This is a genomic window from Arthrobacter sp. LAPM80 (assembly GCF_046736435.1).
Taxonomy (GTDB): domain Bacteria; phylum Actinomycetota; class Actinomycetes; order Actinomycetales; family Micrococcaceae; genus Specibacter.
The window spans coordinates 24,938-38,867 of the sequence record NZ_JBCHVD010000027.1; the positions used below are offsets into that span (position 1 = coordinate 24,938).

The 13,930-nt window shown below is 62.6% G+C and carries 14 protein-coding genes and 1 pseudogene; 12 read left to right on the forward strand and 3 right to left on the reverse strand.

The window, feature by feature from the left end; genetic code table 11:
• Positions 1-73: 73 nt before the first annotated feature.
• The 11 genes from AAGW05_RS17480 to nrdR all read left to right on the forward strand — a co-directional run bounded on the left by AAGW05_RS17480 (position 74) and on the right by nrdR (position 11,472).
• Complete coding sequence (locus AAGW05_RS17480) at positions 74-901, forward strand: polyphenol oxidase family protein (protein ID WP_411805836.1); 828 nt, start codon at positions 74-76, stop codon at positions 899-901.
• Positions 898-1,647 carry a YggS family pyridoxal phosphate enzyme gene (locus AAGW05_RS17485; RefSeq protein ID WP_411805837.1) on the forward strand — a complete coding sequence of 250 codons (750 nt, stop codon included), beginning with the start codon at positions 898-900 and terminating at the stop codon, positions 1,645-1,647. The genes AAGW05_RS17480 and AAGW05_RS17485 overlap by 4 nt, the downstream gene beginning before the upstream one ends.
• A gap of 86 nt (positions 1,648-1,733) precedes the next feature.
• A complete protein-coding gene (locus AAGW05_RS17490) occupies positions 1,734-2,261 on the forward strand; it encodes a cell division protein SepF (RefSeq protein ID WP_411805838.1) in 528 nt (175 codons plus the stop codon).
• Positions 2,262-2,387: 126 nt separating this feature from the next.
• Positions 2,388-2,678, forward strand: coding sequence for a YggT family protein (locus AAGW05_RS17495; protein ID WP_411805839.1), 291 nt, complete (start codon positions 2,388-2,390; stop codon positions 2,676-2,678).
• A 144-nt stretch (positions 2,679-2,822) separates the two neighbouring features.
• A complete protein-coding gene (locus tag AAGW05_RS17500) occupies positions 2,823-3,512 on the forward strand; it encodes a DivIVA domain-containing protein (protein ID WP_411805840.1) in 690 nt (229 codons plus the stop codon).
• A gap of 94 nt (positions 3,513-3,606) precedes the next feature.
• Positions 3,607-4,188: a signal peptidase II gene (gene lspA, locus AAGW05_RS17505; RefSeq protein ID WP_411805841.1), complete on the forward strand. Its 582-nt coding sequence runs from the start codon at positions 3,607-3,609 to the stop codon at positions 4,186-4,188.
• Positions 4,181-5,104, forward strand: coding sequence for an RluA family pseudouridine synthase (locus AAGW05_RS17510; RefSeq protein WP_411805842.1), 924 nt, complete (start codon positions 4,181-4,183; stop codon positions 5,102-5,104). Before lspA ends, AAGW05_RS17510 begins: the two co-directional genes overlap by 8 nt.
• Positions 5,105-5,187: 83 nt before the next feature.
• The gene (dnaE, locus tag AAGW05_RS17515; RefSeq protein WP_411805843.1) at positions 5,188-8,754 is read left to right on the forward strand and encodes a DNA polymerase III subunit alpha; all 3,567 of its coding nucleotides are present in this window, start codon (positions 5,188-5,190) and stop codon (positions 8,752-8,754) included.
• 31 nt (positions 8,755-8,785) lie between these two features.
• Positions 8,786-9,481 (forward strand): hypothetical protein, encoded by a 696-nt coding sequence (locus AAGW05_RS17520; protein ID WP_411805844.1) that lies wholly within the window; start codon positions 8,786-8,788, stop codon positions 9,479-9,481.
• A gap of 11 nt (positions 9,482-9,492) precedes the next feature.
• A complete protein-coding gene (gene hisD / locus AAGW05_RS17525; protein WP_411805845.1) occupies positions 9,493-10,881 on the forward strand; it encodes a histidinol dehydrogenase in 1,389 nt (462 codons plus the stop codon).
• A gap of 108 nt (positions 10,882-10,989) precedes the next feature.
• On the forward strand, positions 10,990-11,472 hold the full coding sequence (gene nrdR, locus AAGW05_RS17530) for a transcriptional regulator NrdR (RefSeq protein WP_411805846.1): 483 nt from the start codon (positions 10,990-10,992) through the stop codon (positions 11,470-11,472).
• A gap of 9 nt (positions 11,473-11,481) precedes the next feature.
• Here the strand turns inward: nrdR and AAGW05_RS17535 are convergent.
• From AAGW05_RS17535 to map, 3 genes and pseudogenes are all read right to left on the reverse strand, one after another.
• Positions 11,482-11,571 (reverse strand): annotated as a pseudogene (locus tag AAGW05_RS17535) (SDR family oxidoreductase); the annotation flags it as partial.
• A 132-nt stretch (positions 11,572-11,703) separates the two neighbouring features.
• The gene (gene ppgK, locus AAGW05_RS17540) at positions 11,704-12,498 is read right to left on the reverse strand and encodes a polyphosphate--glucose phosphotransferase (protein ID WP_411805847.1); all 795 of its coding nucleotides are present in this window, start codon (positions 12,496-12,498) and stop codon (positions 11,704-11,706) included.
• Between the two features lie 63 nt (positions 12,499-12,561).
• Complete coding sequence (map, locus tag AAGW05_RS17545; RefSeq protein WP_411805848.1) at positions 12,562-13,440, reverse strand: type I methionyl aminopeptidase; 879 nt, start codon at positions 13,438-13,440, stop codon at positions 12,562-12,564.
• Positions 13,441-13,548: 108 nt separating this feature from the next.
• On the opposite strand from map, the gene AAGW05_RS17550 reads away from it, so the two are divergent.
• Entirely contained in the window at positions 13,549-13,722 is a 174-nt protein-coding gene (locus AAGW05_RS17550) for an SPOR domain-containing protein (protein WP_411805849.1), read from the forward strand.
• Positions 13,723-13,930: the final 208 nt, after the last annotated feature.

The window sequence follows — 13,930 nt, forward strand, 5'->3', positions numbered from 1 at the left end:
TCCTTTCACAAGCGTTAGTTGTATTCCGCCGGTGGCCACCCCGCCGGCACCAATGAATGGTCAGGTTCTCTGCATGTGGTTATCAGAACAGGTCCGCCCCGGAATTTGGGTAGGCTTCACCGACGCCGATGCAGGCAACCTGGCCTTTCATGTAGGGGATGACCCCACGGTCGTCGCCAACCACCGCAAAAGCGTCGAGACGTTGCTGGCCGGGGCCGCCGGGGTCCGCGCGGTGAAACTTGCGTACATGAACCAGGTGCATGGGGCCGAGGTGGCAAGCATTTCCGCCGGGATCTCCGACGCCGGAACTTCTGACGCCGGAACTTCCGACACCGGAACTTCCGGCGGCGGGGCGCCAACTGCCGACGCCATGGTCACCACCGCGCAACGCCTAATTGACGACGGACCCGTCACGGGGCTTGCCGTCATGGTCGCGGACTGCGTGCCGGTTGTCCTTGTCGGGCAGACACGAGCCGGCGAGGCCGTTCTGGCCGTTGCCCATGCCGGCCGGCCCGGTGTTCAGAAAAACGTCATTGCCGCCGTCATGGCACAAATGCGGCTGGCAGGCGCTGAAAGCATCGAGGCCTGGCTCGGCCCCAGCGTGTGCGGCAAATGCTACGAGGTGCCACAGGACCTGCGCGCGGCAGTGGCAGGCGTCGCCCCACAGGCCCATGCCACCACTTCCTGGGGCACGCCCTCCCTTGACCTGCCCGCAGCGGTCCTTGCGCAATTGGCCGGCGCCGGCGCCACGGCTCACCCGTCGGGCATCTGCACCCTTGAAGATCCCCGGTACTTCTCCCACCGCCGTGCCCAGCGTGACGGCGGGGCCGAAGGCCGCTTCATAGGCTTTGTTGCGGCAGTACCGATCGCCCCTGACGATGAAAGCACCCCCGCACCATGACTTTGCAGGACCCCCGAACCAGCGAACTGGCAGACCGTCTGGCCGCCGTGCATCGACGCATCGATTCGGCGGCTGCCACAGCTGCCGGGGCCAAGCCAACACTCATTGTGGTGACCAAGTTCCACCCCGCCGCCGACGTTCTGCGGCTGCGCAGCCTCGGGGTTGCGGACGTAGGGGAGAACCGCGACCAGGAGGCTGCGGCGAAGGCCCTTGAGGTGTCCGATGCGGAGCTGCGCTGGCACTTCATCGGCCAGCTGCAGACCAACAAAGCAAAGTCGGTGGCCGCCTACGCGCACTCGGTCCACTCGATCGACAGGGCTTCACTCGTCACGTCTTTGGGGCGGGCAATGAACGCCCGGCAGCAGGAAAACGGTCGCGCCAACCTCGAATGCTTCATCCAGGTCGACCTGTCGGGGGCCTACCCGGAACTGTCCGCCGTGGAGCCCACAGGCCGCGGCGGCAGGGGAGGGGTTGCGCCGTCGAACATTGAGGAATTGGCGGACCTCATTGCCGGCACCGGGGGACTTGAGCTGGCCGGTCTCATGGCCGTGGCGCCGTTGGGAGTGGCCCCGGAACCTGCCTTCGACCTGCTTGCCCGGGCATCGGCTGCACTGCTCGCCCAACACCCGCAGGCCACCGGATTTTCCGCCGGCATGAGCCAGGACCTTGAAGCGGCGATTGCCGTGGGGGCGACACACCTGCGTGTCGGTTCCGATATACTCGGACCCCGTCCGCCCGTACTGTAGCGTTTTCAGTGTTGGCAACAACGCAGATTGACGCACAACGCACCGCACACGGTGTTTTGTGCTTTGCAGACTAATGAGGAGCAACCATGGCTGGCGCTATGCGCAAGACAATGATCTTTCTTGGCCTCGCCGACGGTGATGAGCACTATGACGCGGAGCACGCTCCGTCATTCCCGAAGGACGAAGACTACGCCGAGACTTTCGAGCGTGAGCCGGCGCCAGCGCCTGCTCCGGTGGTTGAAGTTGCCGCACCCAAGGCTGGCGACGAGGAATACAGGGCTCCGGTGACCCCCATCAAGCGTGCCGCATCGAATCGGGAAGAGGCTGAAAGTTTGCGCCAGATCACCACCGTCCACCCCCGTTCATACAATGACGCAAAGATCATTGGTGAAAGCTTCCGCGACGGCATCCCGGTCATCATGAACGTCACCGACATGGGCGAAGCCGATGCCAAGCGACTCGTGGACTTCTCCGCCGGCCTCGTCTTCGGCCTCCGTGGCTCGATCGAGCGCGTGACTAACAAGGTGTTCCTTCTCTCGCCCTCATACATCGAGGTGCTCGGTGACGATAAGAAGATCTCCGACACACAGGCGACCTTCTTCAACCAGAGCTAGGCCCGCCCGGCCCTTCCGCTGAGCGATGATTTTTCAGTGCCCGGACACCGTGTGTCCTGGCACTGGTCTATTCTGGAAGCAGCGTTTCCGTCAGAGTTTCTCCACCTAGGGATTGTGTGCACCGGCGTGACAATTGTCTTTGTTTTTCTCTACTTGTTGTTGTTGCTGTACTTCCTGACCCTCCTGCTGCGCATGGTGTTTGACTGGATACAGGTGTTCGCCCGTGAATGGCGTCCAAAGGGCGTTGCGCTGGTCGGAGCTTCCCTCGTGTACAGGCTGACTGACCCGCCGCTGCGCAAGCTCCGCGCCATGATCCCGCCCCTGCGAATCGGTTCGGTTGCCCTTGACATTGGCTTCCTGCTGCTGCTGGTTGTTGTTGGCATTGCGATGAGCGTCACAAAAAATTTGGTTCATTAGCGCCGCGTCGTTAGTTTTCAACGGCGAAAAGCTATATTGTAAAAAGCGATAGACCCCTTTACAGATCAAGCGATTTGTATTCGGTACCGTAGTCGGGACGGCTTCGGTCAGTTTCAGACTCACTAAGACCAATGAGGTGACTAAATGGCGCTTACGCCAGAAGACGTTGTCAACAAGCGGTTCCAGCCAACGAAGTTCCGTGAAGGCTATGACCAGGACGAAGTTGATGATTTTCTTGACGAAATCGTCGTAGAGCTTCGCCGACTGCATCAGGAAAACGACGACCTGCGCAAGCAGCTCGCCGGAACAGCTTCGAACACAGGAACAGTTCCCGCCCAGGCAGCCCCGCTGCTTGCCAAGGAGGCTGCTGCTGTTGAGGAGCCCGCAAAGCCCGAGCCCGTCGTCAAGCCCAAGCCGGCTGTTGAGGCCGAGCCCGTTGTTGTTAAGGAAGCGCCCGTTGCTGCGCCGGCACCCGCAGCAGTGGCAACACCCGCCGCTTCCTCGGCCGAGGCGGCTTCCGGCGTCATCGCCCTGGCCCAGCGCCTCCATGACGAATACGTCAATGCAGGTGTTGAGCAGCGCGACAAGATCATTGCCGAGGCACAGATCGAGGCCAGCACGCTGGTCAACGATGCCCAGGAGAAGAGCCGCAAGACGCTCGGTGCCCTGGAGCAGCAGCGTTCGGTGCTCGAGCGCAAGGTCGAGCAGCTGCGCGGCTTCGAGCGTGACTACCGTTCACGCCTGAAGTCTTACATCGAAGGCCAGTTGCGTGACCTAGATGCTCGCGGTTCGGTGGCATCACCGGATTTCTCCGAGAGCAACTCGGACTCCTAAGCAAGAACTAAAAGCCGGTGGTGCAAGGAAACTTGTTCCACCGGCTTTTTTTGATTGACCAATTCTTCTATGCCCAAGAACAAATGAAAGCATCATGAGCGAGAACTCTTTGCAGGGCCCGGCGGGAACCCCGAAGCTCCGCCGCCGGACGTTATGGTGGCTCGGGTTGGGGCTGGCCGCCTTCGCGTACGTCTGCGACCAGCTGACCAAGTGGTGGGTCACCTCCACCATGGTTGAGGGACAGAGAACGCCGGTGATCACCGGGATTCTGCAGTGGTATTACATCCGCAATTCCGGCGCAGCGTTCTCCATCGGCGAGAGCTTCACCTGGTTCTTCGCACTTGTCATGGCGGCAGTGGCCGTTGCCATTATCATCATCGGCCGGCGTGTCGGATCCGCATGGTGGGCCGTGGGCCTTGGGCTGGTCCTTGGCGGCGCCCTGGGCAACCTGACTGACCGCCTGTTCCGCCCGCCGTCGTTCGGCATGGGGCACGTGGTTGACTTCATTTCCTTCCCCAACTTCGCCATTTTCAACATGGCCGACATGGCCGTGGTGGGCGGCGTCATCACCATTTGCCTGTTGACCCTGATCGGCGTGCCGATGGGCGGGGCCAGGAAGGCGCCGGCGCATCAATCACCCGCCGTTCAAAAGCCGGAAGGCGACACCAATGACTGAAACATTTTCCATCCCCGAGGACGTTGCAGGGCTGCGAGCCGACGCCGGTCTGGCAACCCTGTTGGGCATCTCACGTTCCGCCGCGGCACTGTTGTGCACGGAGGGCAACGTGCTCCAGAACGGGGCGGTGCTGGGCAAGAGCGAGAAGTTTAAGGCCGGCGCACGCGTTCAGGTCACCATTCCCGAACGGCGCGACCCGCTGCAAGTGGTGGTTGAACCCGTTGAGGGGCTGAACATTCTCCTCGACGACGACGACTTTGTTGTCGTCGACAAGCCTGTCGGCGTTGCCGCGCACCCGTCTCCGGGCTGGGTTGGCCCCACAGTTGTGGGAGGACTGGCCGCGGCCGGTTACAGGATTTCAACCTCGGGCGCCCAGGAGCGCGTTGGTATTGTCCACCGCCTGGACGTCGGTACGTCCGGTGCCATGGTCGTGGCCAAGACCGAGCATGCCTACACGGTGTTGAAGCAGGCCTTCCGGGAGCGCAGCGTCGAGAAGATCTACCACGCAGTGGTCCAGGGCCTGCCCGATCCGCTTGCGGGCACCATTGACGCACCGATCGGCCGCCATCCCGGCCATGACTGGCGTTTTGCCGTGATCGAGGACGGCCGCCCGTCGATCACCCACTACGAGGTGCTTGAGGCTTTCGGCAAGGCCTCACTCGTTGAGGTGCACCTTGAGACCGGCCGCACCCATCAGATCCGCGTCCACTTCTCCGCACTGCGCCACCCCTGTGCCGGAGATCTCACCTATGGTGCCGACCCCGCATTGGCCGCCGAGCTGGGCCTAACGCGGCAGTGGCTGCACGCTCACAAGCTCGGTTTCACGCATCCCTCCACGGGTGAACCGGTGATGGTGACGAGCCCCTACCCACAGGACCTGGTGTACGCCCTTGACCACCTGCGCGGGGAACACTGACACACCCCAAGCACGACGGCGGGAGCTTGGGTATCCCGCCGTCGTGCTTTAAGCGTTGGGCCCAGGCACCGTAGAATGGTGTGGTGGCTAGCTCATCGACTGACAGTTTTGTCCATCTTCATACGCACACCGAATACTCCATGTTGGACGGCGCCGCGCGCCTGACCGAACTGTTTGACGAGGCCAAACGGCTTGAAATGCCGGCCCTGGCCACGACCGACCACGGTTACCTTTTTGGTGCCTACGACTTCTGGCGCAAGGCCACGGATGCGGGCATCAAGCCCATCATCGGCGTCGAGGCGTATGTCACCCCCGGCACTGCCCGCACCGACAAGTCAAGGGTGAAGTGGCGCACCGAGGAGTCGCAGAAGAAGGACGACGTCTCGGGCGGTGGTTTCTACACCCACATGACGCTGCTCAGCTACAACAACCAGGGCATGCGCAACCTTTTCCGGGCCTCATCCATCGGCTCCCTCGACTCGCCCATGGGCAAGTACCCGCGCCTGGACCGCGAGCTGCTCAACGAATACCATCCCGGGCTGATCGCCACGACAGGCTGCCCCTCGGGCGAAGTCCAGACGCGGCTCCGGCTCGGCCAGTACAACGAGGCCAAGGCGGCAGCAGCGGAGTTCCAGGACATCTTCGGTGCGGAGAACTACTTCTGCGAGCTCATGGACCACGGGCTCGACATCGAGCGCCGCGTCACCAAGGACCTGCTGCGCCTTGCCAAGGAACTGGCGATCCCGCTGGTCGCCACCAATGACCTCCACTACACGCACGAGCACGATGCCAAGGCGCACGAGGCGCTGCTGGCCCTGCAGTCCGCGTCCACGCTGACAGAACCCACCTATGACCAGGGCGGCAAGCGCTTCGCGTTCAGCGGCAGCGGCTACTACCTGAAGTCGGCCGCCGAAATGCGGTCCCTGTTCTCCGAGCTGCCGCAGGCGTGCGATAACACCTTGTTGATCGCCGAGCGCTGCGACGTCTCCTTCAACACCGACGCGAACTACATGCCCAAGTTCCCCTGCCCGCCGGGTGAGGACGAGACCTCCTGGCTGGTCAAGGAGGTCGACGAGGGCCTGAAGTACAGGTACCCTGGCGGCATCCCCGACGACGTCCGAAAGCAAGCCGACTACGAGCTCGACGTCATCATCCGCATGGGCTTCCCCGGCTACTTCCTCGTGGTTGCCGACTTCATCAACTGGTCAAAGAACCAGGGCATCCGTGTGGGCCCGGGCCGCGGTTCAGGTGCCGGTTCCATGGTGGCCTATGCCATGCGCATCACCGACCTTGACCCGCTGCGCCACGGTTTGATCTTCGAGCGCTTCCTGAACCCGGAACGGGTCTCCATGCCTGACTTCGACGTGGACTTCGATGATAGGCGCCGGCATGAGGTCATCAAGTACGTGACCGAAAAGTACGGCGACGAGCGCGTTGCCATGATCGTCACGTACGGCTCCATCAAGACCAAGCAGGCACTGAAGGACTCCTCGCGCGTGCTTGGCCACCCCTTCAGCATGGGTGAAATGCTGACAAAGGCGCTCCCGCCTGCAGTCATGGCCAAGGACATTGCGCTCAATGACATTGAGAACCCCGATGCCAAGCGCTACGGCGAGGCCGGGGACTTCCGCAACCTGATCAACACCGACCCCGAAGCCGCGAAGGTCTTTGAGCTGTCCAAGGGCCTTGAAGGGCTCAAGCGCCAGTGGGGCGTGCACGCGGCAGGGGTGATCATGAGCTCGGATCCCATCATCGACGTCATCCCGATCATGCGCCGTATCCAGGACGGCCAGGTCATCACGCAGTTCGATTACCCGACTGCAGAAGGCCTGGGCCTGATCAAGATGGACTTTTTGGGGTTGCGCAACCTCACGATTATCACCGACGCCCTGGAGAACATCAAGGCCAACAAGGGCTTCGACCTTGACCTTGAAGGCTTGGAGCTCGATGACGCACCCTCCTACGAGCTCATGGCGCGCGGGGACACGCTGGGCGTCTTCCAGCTCGACGGCGGCCCCATGCGCGGGCTCCTCAAGCTCATGCGCCCCGACAACTTCGAGGATATTTCAGCCGTCCTGGCCCTGTACCGGCCGGGGCCCATGGGTGCCGACTCGCACACCAATTACGCCCTGCGCAAGAACGGCTTGCAGCCGATCACCCCGATCCACCCCGAGCTGGAGGAGCCTCTCGCCGACATCCTGGGCGGCACCTACGGGTTGATCGTGTACCAGGAGCAGGTCATGTCCATCGCGCAGAAGCTTGCAGGCTACTCGCTGGGACGTGCCGATATTCTGCGTCGGGCCATGGGCAAGAAGAAGAAGTCGGAGCTGGACAAGCAGTACGCGGGCTTCCACCAGGGCATGTTGGACAACGGCTACTCCGATGCCGCCGTCCAAACCCTCTGGGCGATCCTGCTGCCCTTCTCCGACTACGCCTTCAACAAGGCCCACTCGGCCGCCTACGGCGTCATCAGCTACTGGACCGCGTACCTCAAGGCGCACCACCCTGCCGAATACATGGCCGCGCTGTTGACAAGCGTCGGCGATGACAAGGACAAGCTGGCCCTGTACCTGAACGAATGCCGCCACATGGGCATCACAGTGCTTGCGCCCGACGTCAACGAATCGGCATTGAACTTCACCCCCGTGGGCAACGACATCCGCTTCGGCATGGGCGCCATCCGCAACGTGGGCGCCAACGTGGTCAACGGCCTGGTCGAATCGCGGATCGAACGCGGCAACTTTGAGAATTTCTCCGACTTCCTCATGAAGGTCCCTGCCGTGGTGTGCAACAAGCGCACCATTGAATCGCTCATCAAGGCCGGTGCGTTCGACTCCCTGGGGCATGCGCGCCGGGCCCTGGCTATGATCCATGAAGAGGCCGTTGACTCTGTCATCGTGATCAAGCGCAACGAGGCCGTGGGGCAGTTCGACCTGTTCGCCGGACTGGGGGGAGAGGTTGAGCCTGAATCAGCCCTCGTGACGGACATCCCGGATCTGCCCGAATGGGAGAAGAAGGACAAGCTGGCGTTTGAGCGCGACATGCTGGGCTTGTACGTCTCCGACCATCCGCTGCGCGGACTTGAAGGCATCCTGAGCCAGAACGCCGACATCTCCATCACGCAGGTGCTGGCCGACGACGGTCCCCAGGACGGGCACATCATCACCATTTCAGGCATGATCACCAACCTCCAGCGGCGCATTGCCAAGAGCAGCGGCAACCCCTACGCCCGTTGTGAAGTGGAGGACCTGGGCGGTTCGGTCGAGGTCATGTTCTTCGGGCAGGTCTATGGCCCCATCGCCAACGTCCTGGCCGAGGATTTGATCGTTGTCATCAAGGGCCGTCTGCAAAAGCGTGACGACGGCGCCATCACCCTCAATGCCATGGAACTCACGGTGCCCGACCTGACAGAGGGAATGTCAGGGCCGCTGGTCATATCGATGCCCGAGCACAAGGCCAACGAGGCGGTGCTGCTGGCCCTGAAGGACGTCCTTGGCGACCACCGCGGCAACACCGAGGTGAAGATGCATTTGGCAGGCAGCCGTTCGGTGAAGGTCATGAAACTGCCGCTGCACCACAGGGTCAATCCGAGCCCGTCACTCTTCGGGGATTTGAAGGTCCTGCTGGGACCTACCTGCCTGGAAGGCTAAGGGGAGCCGGTCCGCGGGTTACGGTTAACCCATGAGTGAGCAATCGCAGCCAATGTTAGAGGGCCCTGACGACGCAACCGTACAAGACGATGTCCCCGCGGCTCCCGTTCTCGCGGCTCCCGTTCCCGCGGCCAGCGTCGCCGACGGCCCCGGAGCAATCAAGGTCATACGGCGCCGGGCCGGCTCCCGGCGCGGGGACGCCCTCGTTTGGCGGCGCACGCTCTCCTTCTCCGTCTTTGTCGGTATTGTTGCCGGCATCCTGTGGTGGTTGCTCGCGCCAAGCGGCGCCTTCTACGGCGAGGGCACGGATGCCACCACCTGGTTCCCGCGCGACGCCACGCTGGCCGCCCTGCTCGTGATCGCCGGGGTGCTCACCGCGGCCCTTGCGATGCGCAGGCTTCAGCAGCCGGCGCGGAGGTCCGAACCAAAATCGTCGGCATCCACAGGCGCCTTTGTGTTTGCTTTGGCCGTCGGCGGCCTCCTCGGTTCGGTCATTGCCTGGCGCATGGGCCTCTTTGCCGGCGACCTCTTCCGCACACCGCCTGCGAACATGCCCAATCCAAGCATCGTGTTTTCCCTGCGCTCGGGCCCTGTCCTTCTCCTGTGGCCCCTGGCAGGCATGCTGTTTGTGTTCGTGCAGAGCTTCATCTCCACCATGTTCGGCACCGACACCCGTGGGACCGTCCCGCATGAGATGGTGGACACGGTAACCGGGGCCAACGGGTAAACTTGATTGTTGTGAACAACCTCGAAACTTCAGAGTCCGCCGCCCCGTCCAGCAGTGATGCCTCCCTGACGTTGCACCGCACCGACCTGCGCGGGCGCACCCTGAGCCTTGCCGAACTGAAAAGTGCTGTTCCGCGCACTGCCCACTCGACAGTGACGACGGCCGAGGGCATTGTGCAGGGCATCATCGCCGATGTTCGAGGTCGCGGCCATGCCGCGCTTGCCGATCTCGCCCTCAAGTTCGACGGCGTCAGCCAGGAACACCCCCGGGTTCCCCTGACGGCCATTTCCCAGGCGCTGGAAAACCTGGACCCCACGGTCAGGGCGGCGCTGGAGGAATCCATCGCCCGCGCCACGGCGTTTGCCACGGCGCAAAAGCCCGCCAATATGGATTACCCCATCGCCGACGGCGCCGTGGTCTCCCAACACTGGTTGCCTGTCTCGCGGGTGGGCATGTATGTCCCGGGGGGTCTGGCACCGCTGGCCTCCTCGGTGATCATGAACGCTGTCCCCGCCATTGCGGCCGGCGTGGGGTCAGTGGCCCTGGCCTCCCCGCCGCAAAAGGAAAACGGCGGCCTGCCGGATCAGACTATCCTCGCCGCCGCGGCACTGCTGGGCCTCGAAGAGGTGTATGCCATGGGTGGTGCCCAGGCCATCGCGGCCTTCGCCTACGGTGTTCCGGCCGGTACCGGTGCCAACGCCGGAGGCGAAGCCATTGAGCCGGTTGACGTTGTGACCGGCCCCGGAAACATCTTTGTTGCAACGGCCAAGCGCCTGGTCAAGGGTGTCGTGGGCATCGACTCCGAGGCAGGGGCCACAGAAATTGCCGTCCTGGCCGACGTGACCGCCAACCCGATTTTCGTCGCGGCAGATCTCATCAGCCAGGCCGAACACGACCCCAACGCGTCCTCGGTGTTGGTGACGGATTCGCTCGAGCTGGCTGACGCCGTCGAACGTGAATTGGTGCGGCAGGTGGCGCTGACACGGCACCGCGAACGCGTGGAAACCGCGCTGGCCGGGCCGCAGTCGGGCATTGTCCTGGTTGACGGCATCGATCAGGGTATTGCAGTGTGCAACGCCTATGCCGCCGAGCACCTCGAGGTTGTCACCGCGAATGCCGAAGCCGTGGCCGCCAGGATCACCAATGCCGGTGCAATTTTTGTGGGGGACTACAGCCCGGTCAGCCTCGGCGACTACTGTGCCGGATCAAACCACGTGCTGCCCACCAGCGGGACGGCCGCGTTTTCCTCGGGCCTGAACGTCACCACTTTTCTGCGTGCCGTGCAGGTCATCAACTACAACAAGGACGCCCTGGCCAAGGTGGCCGGGCACGTCATCACCCTGTCAAAGGCCGAGGGCCTGCCCGCCCACGGCGATGCCGTCGCGGTGCGATTCCCGTAAATTACCGCCAAGCCTTGTCCCGGCGCGGCATGGTGTGGTAATTACACAATTGTTATTTGCGATTTTCTCACTCTAGACTGGGAAACACCACGACCCGAAGGGATCAGCATGTACTGCCCATTTTGCCGTAATCCCGACTCACGGGTGGTTGATTCGCGTCTGTCCGACGACGGCTCATCCATCCGCCGCCGCCGGCAGTGCACAGAGTGCGGCCGACGATTCAGCACTGTTGAAACGGCCAGTCTTTCGGTGAGCAAGCGGTCAGGGGTGGCCGAACCCTTTAGCCGCAGCAAGGTCATCAGCGGTGTCCGCAAAGCCTGCCAGGGGCGTCCCGTCACAGACGATGACCTCGCCAAGCTGGCGCAGGAGGTAGAGGAGTCCATCAGGGCCAGCGGGGCAGCTGAAATTGAGGCCAACGACGTCGGCCTTGCCATCCTTGCGCCGCTGCGCAGGCTTGACCTGGTCGCATACCTGCGCTTTGCCAGTGTGTACCAGGCGTTTGAGTCCCTGGAAGACTTTGAATCCTCAATTGCGCAGCTGCGGCGTGAAAACGCGGAAGCCGGCGTGCGGGTAGCCAGCGACGGAAGCTAACCTGCCGTTTTACCTGCCGCCAGCCACGGGCAGTACGGCACCTGTTACATAGGATGCATCGTTGCTGAGCAGCCACAGCACCGCTGCGGCCACTTCCTCCCGCGGCCGCGTGCAGGCCCGGCTTGGTGCACCCAGATGCCCGGTGTGGCGGCCAACACGGCCCTTGCGGCGCCGATGCCCCTGCTTGCGCCGGTGACAACGGCGACGTTTCGGTCGTCGTCGCCCATGGCGTTACTTGGTGATCTTGAAGTGGACAGCGGCCTGCAACGCACCGCCAACGATTCCGGCGTTGTTTTTCAGCTCGGCCGTGATGATCTTGGTGCGCAGCTTCAGCTGGGGCAGGTAATCCTCGCTGCGCTTGGAGATTCCGCCGCCAATGATGAAGAGCTCGGGGGAGAAAAGGAACTCAACGTGGGAGAAGTAGCGCTGCAGGCGAACGGCGTACTCGTCCCAGGAGATGTCATCGCGTGCCCGCGCGCTTGCGGAAGCCTTCGTCTCGGCATCGACTCCGTCAATCTCCAGATGGCCCAGTTCAACGTTTGGTACAAGCTTGCCGTTGAAAATGAACGCAGACCCAATGCCGGTGCCCAGGGTGATAACCAGGACGGTTCCCTTGATGTCCTTGCCGGCGCCGTAGCGGGCTTCGGCCAAACCGGCGGCGTCGGCGTCGTTCATGACCTGCACGTCGCGGCCCAGTTCCTCGGAGAAGATCTTGTCGACGTCTGCATCGATCCAGGACTGGTCAACGTTGGCAGCCGAGCGGGCGATACCGTGGGAGATGATGGCCGGGAACGTGATGCCCACAGGTGCTTTTTTACTCGGAGCGTGCTCGCGGGTCATGAGTTCTTCCACGATGTCCTTGACCACCTTGGCCACCGCCTGGGGAGTGGATGGGGTAGGTGTGGGGATCCTGTAGCGCTCACCCAGGATGTCGCCGGTCTCGATGTCGACGATGCCGCCCTTGATGCCGGTGCCGCCAATGTCGATGCCAATGACAGTGCTGCTGTGTGAGTGCTTCTTAGACATGGATGCTCCAAGCGTAGGGAAGGGACGTTCGATGTGTGAGAGTATGCCCGGACTGGGCCGGAATTACGGCAGGGTCAATACTTCGGCTCCGGTGGCCGTGACCACCAAGGTGTGTTCAAACTGGGCTGTGCGCTTGCGGTCACGGGTGACGACTGTCCAGTCGTCGGCCCACATATCCCATTCGATGGTGCCCAGTGTAAGCATGGGTTCGATGGTAAACACCATTCCCTCCGCAAGCACAGTATTGTACGCGGGAGCCGCGTCATAATGCGGAATGATGAGTCCGGTGTGGAAGGCCTCGCCGACGCCGTGTCCGGTGAAGTCCCGGACCACGCCGTAGCCAAAGCGCTTCGCGTAGGAGGCGATCGTGCGTCCGATGACGTTGATCTCCCGGCCGGGAGCCACTGCACGAATGGCCCGGTTCAGTGATTCCTGGGTGCGTTCAACCAGCAGACGGGACTCTTCGTCCACGTCTCCGACCGTAAAGGTCCAGTTGGTGTCGCCGTGGACGCCGTTCTTGAACGCGGTGATGTCAATGTTGATAATGTCGCCCTCTTCAACAACCGTTGTGTCCGGGATGCCGTGGCAGATGACCTCGTTGATGGAGGAGCACAGGGACTTCGGGAAGCCACGGTAGCCCAGTGTGGAGGGGTACGCCTTGTGATCCAGCAGGAATTCGTGGCCAATGCGGTCCAGGGCTTCGGTGGTGACGCCGGGGGCGATGTGCTTGCCGACCTCCACAATGGCCTGCGCGGCAATTTTGGCGGAGATGCGGATCTTTTCCAGCGTCTCAGCGTCCTTCACTTCCGAACCCGTGAAGGGTGCCGGGCCCGCCTTGCCTACGTATTCTGGGCGGGGGATCGAGAGTGGAACGGGCAATGGCTGGCTGATAACGCCGGGAACAAGCTTGCCGACGGGGGCAGTAAGTGCTGTGGAAGACATGCATACATACTATAAGTTTTGAGCGCGGGCTGCGCTGCGGGCGGCGTGCTTGCGGCCTAAGATGACAGTTGAGAGCCGCAACGAGCCGACGGAAGAGTGGAGAGCGCCATGGCACAGTACTGGTACAACGTGCAGACCAAGCAAGTTGAGAAGGACGCCCAGTCCGGGTGGAAGTCACTGATTGGCCCGTACGAAACACGCGAAGAGGCCGCGCAGGCTCCCGCCAAGGTGCGCGAACGCAACGAAGCTGCCGACGCCCTCGAGGAAGAAGACGAAGACTGAGTAGGCAACAAGGGCCGCCGCCGCACCCCTTTGGGGAAGTGCGACGGCGGCCCTTCGCTTGCGCTGCCGGAGAGCCCTGCGGTCGCTCCGGCTCTGCTTCTAGGGTTCGGGGTGGTTGGTGAGGAAGTCTGCGATGGCTTGTTCGGTCAGGATGGTGTTGTCTTCGGCGTTGGGGATGGCCCAGGCGGGTTCTTGGGGGAGGTTCTCC

Coding starts and splice junctions, on each gene's coding strand:
- AAGW05_RS17480 (WP_411805836.1), top strand. CDS start 74: ATGTGGTTATCAGAACAGGTCCGCCCCGGAATTTGGGTAGGCTTCACC.
- AAGW05_RS17485 (WP_411805837.1), top strand. CDS start 898: ATGACTTTGCAGGACCCCCGAACCAGCGAACTGGCAGACCGTCTGGCC.
- AAGW05_RS17490 (WP_411805838.1), top strand. CDS start 1,734: ATGGCTGGCGCTATGCGCAAGACAATGATCTTTCTTGGCCTCGCCGAC.
- AAGW05_RS17500 (WP_411805840.1), top strand. CDS start 2,823: ATGGCGCTTACGCCAGAAGACGTTGTCAACAAGCGGTTCCAGCCAACG.
- lspA (WP_411805841.1), top strand. CDS start 3,607: ATGAGCGAGAACTCTTTGCAGGGCCCGGCGGGAACCCCGAAGCTCCGC.
- AAGW05_RS17510 (WP_411805842.1), top strand. CDS start 4,181: ATGACTGAAACATTTTCCATCCCCGAGGACGTTGCAGGGCTGCGAGCC.
- AAGW05_RS17520 (WP_411805844.1), top strand. CDS start 8,786: ATGAGTGAGCAATCGCAGCCAATGTTAGAGGGCCCTGACGACGCAACC.
- nrdR (WP_411805846.1), top strand. CDS start 10,990: ATGTACTGCCCATTTTGCCGTAATCCCGACTCACGGGTGGTTGATTCG.
- ppgK (WP_411805847.1), bottom strand. CDS start 12,498: ATGTCTAAGAAGCACTCACACAGCAGCACTGTCATTGGCATCGACATT.
- map (WP_411805848.1), bottom strand. CDS start 13,440: ATGTCTTCCACAGCACTTACTGCCCCCGTCGGCAAGCTTGTTCCCGGC.
- AAGW05_RS17550 (WP_411805849.1), top strand. CDS start 13,549: ATGGCACAGTACTGGTACAACGTGCAGACCAAGCAAGTTGAGAAGGAC.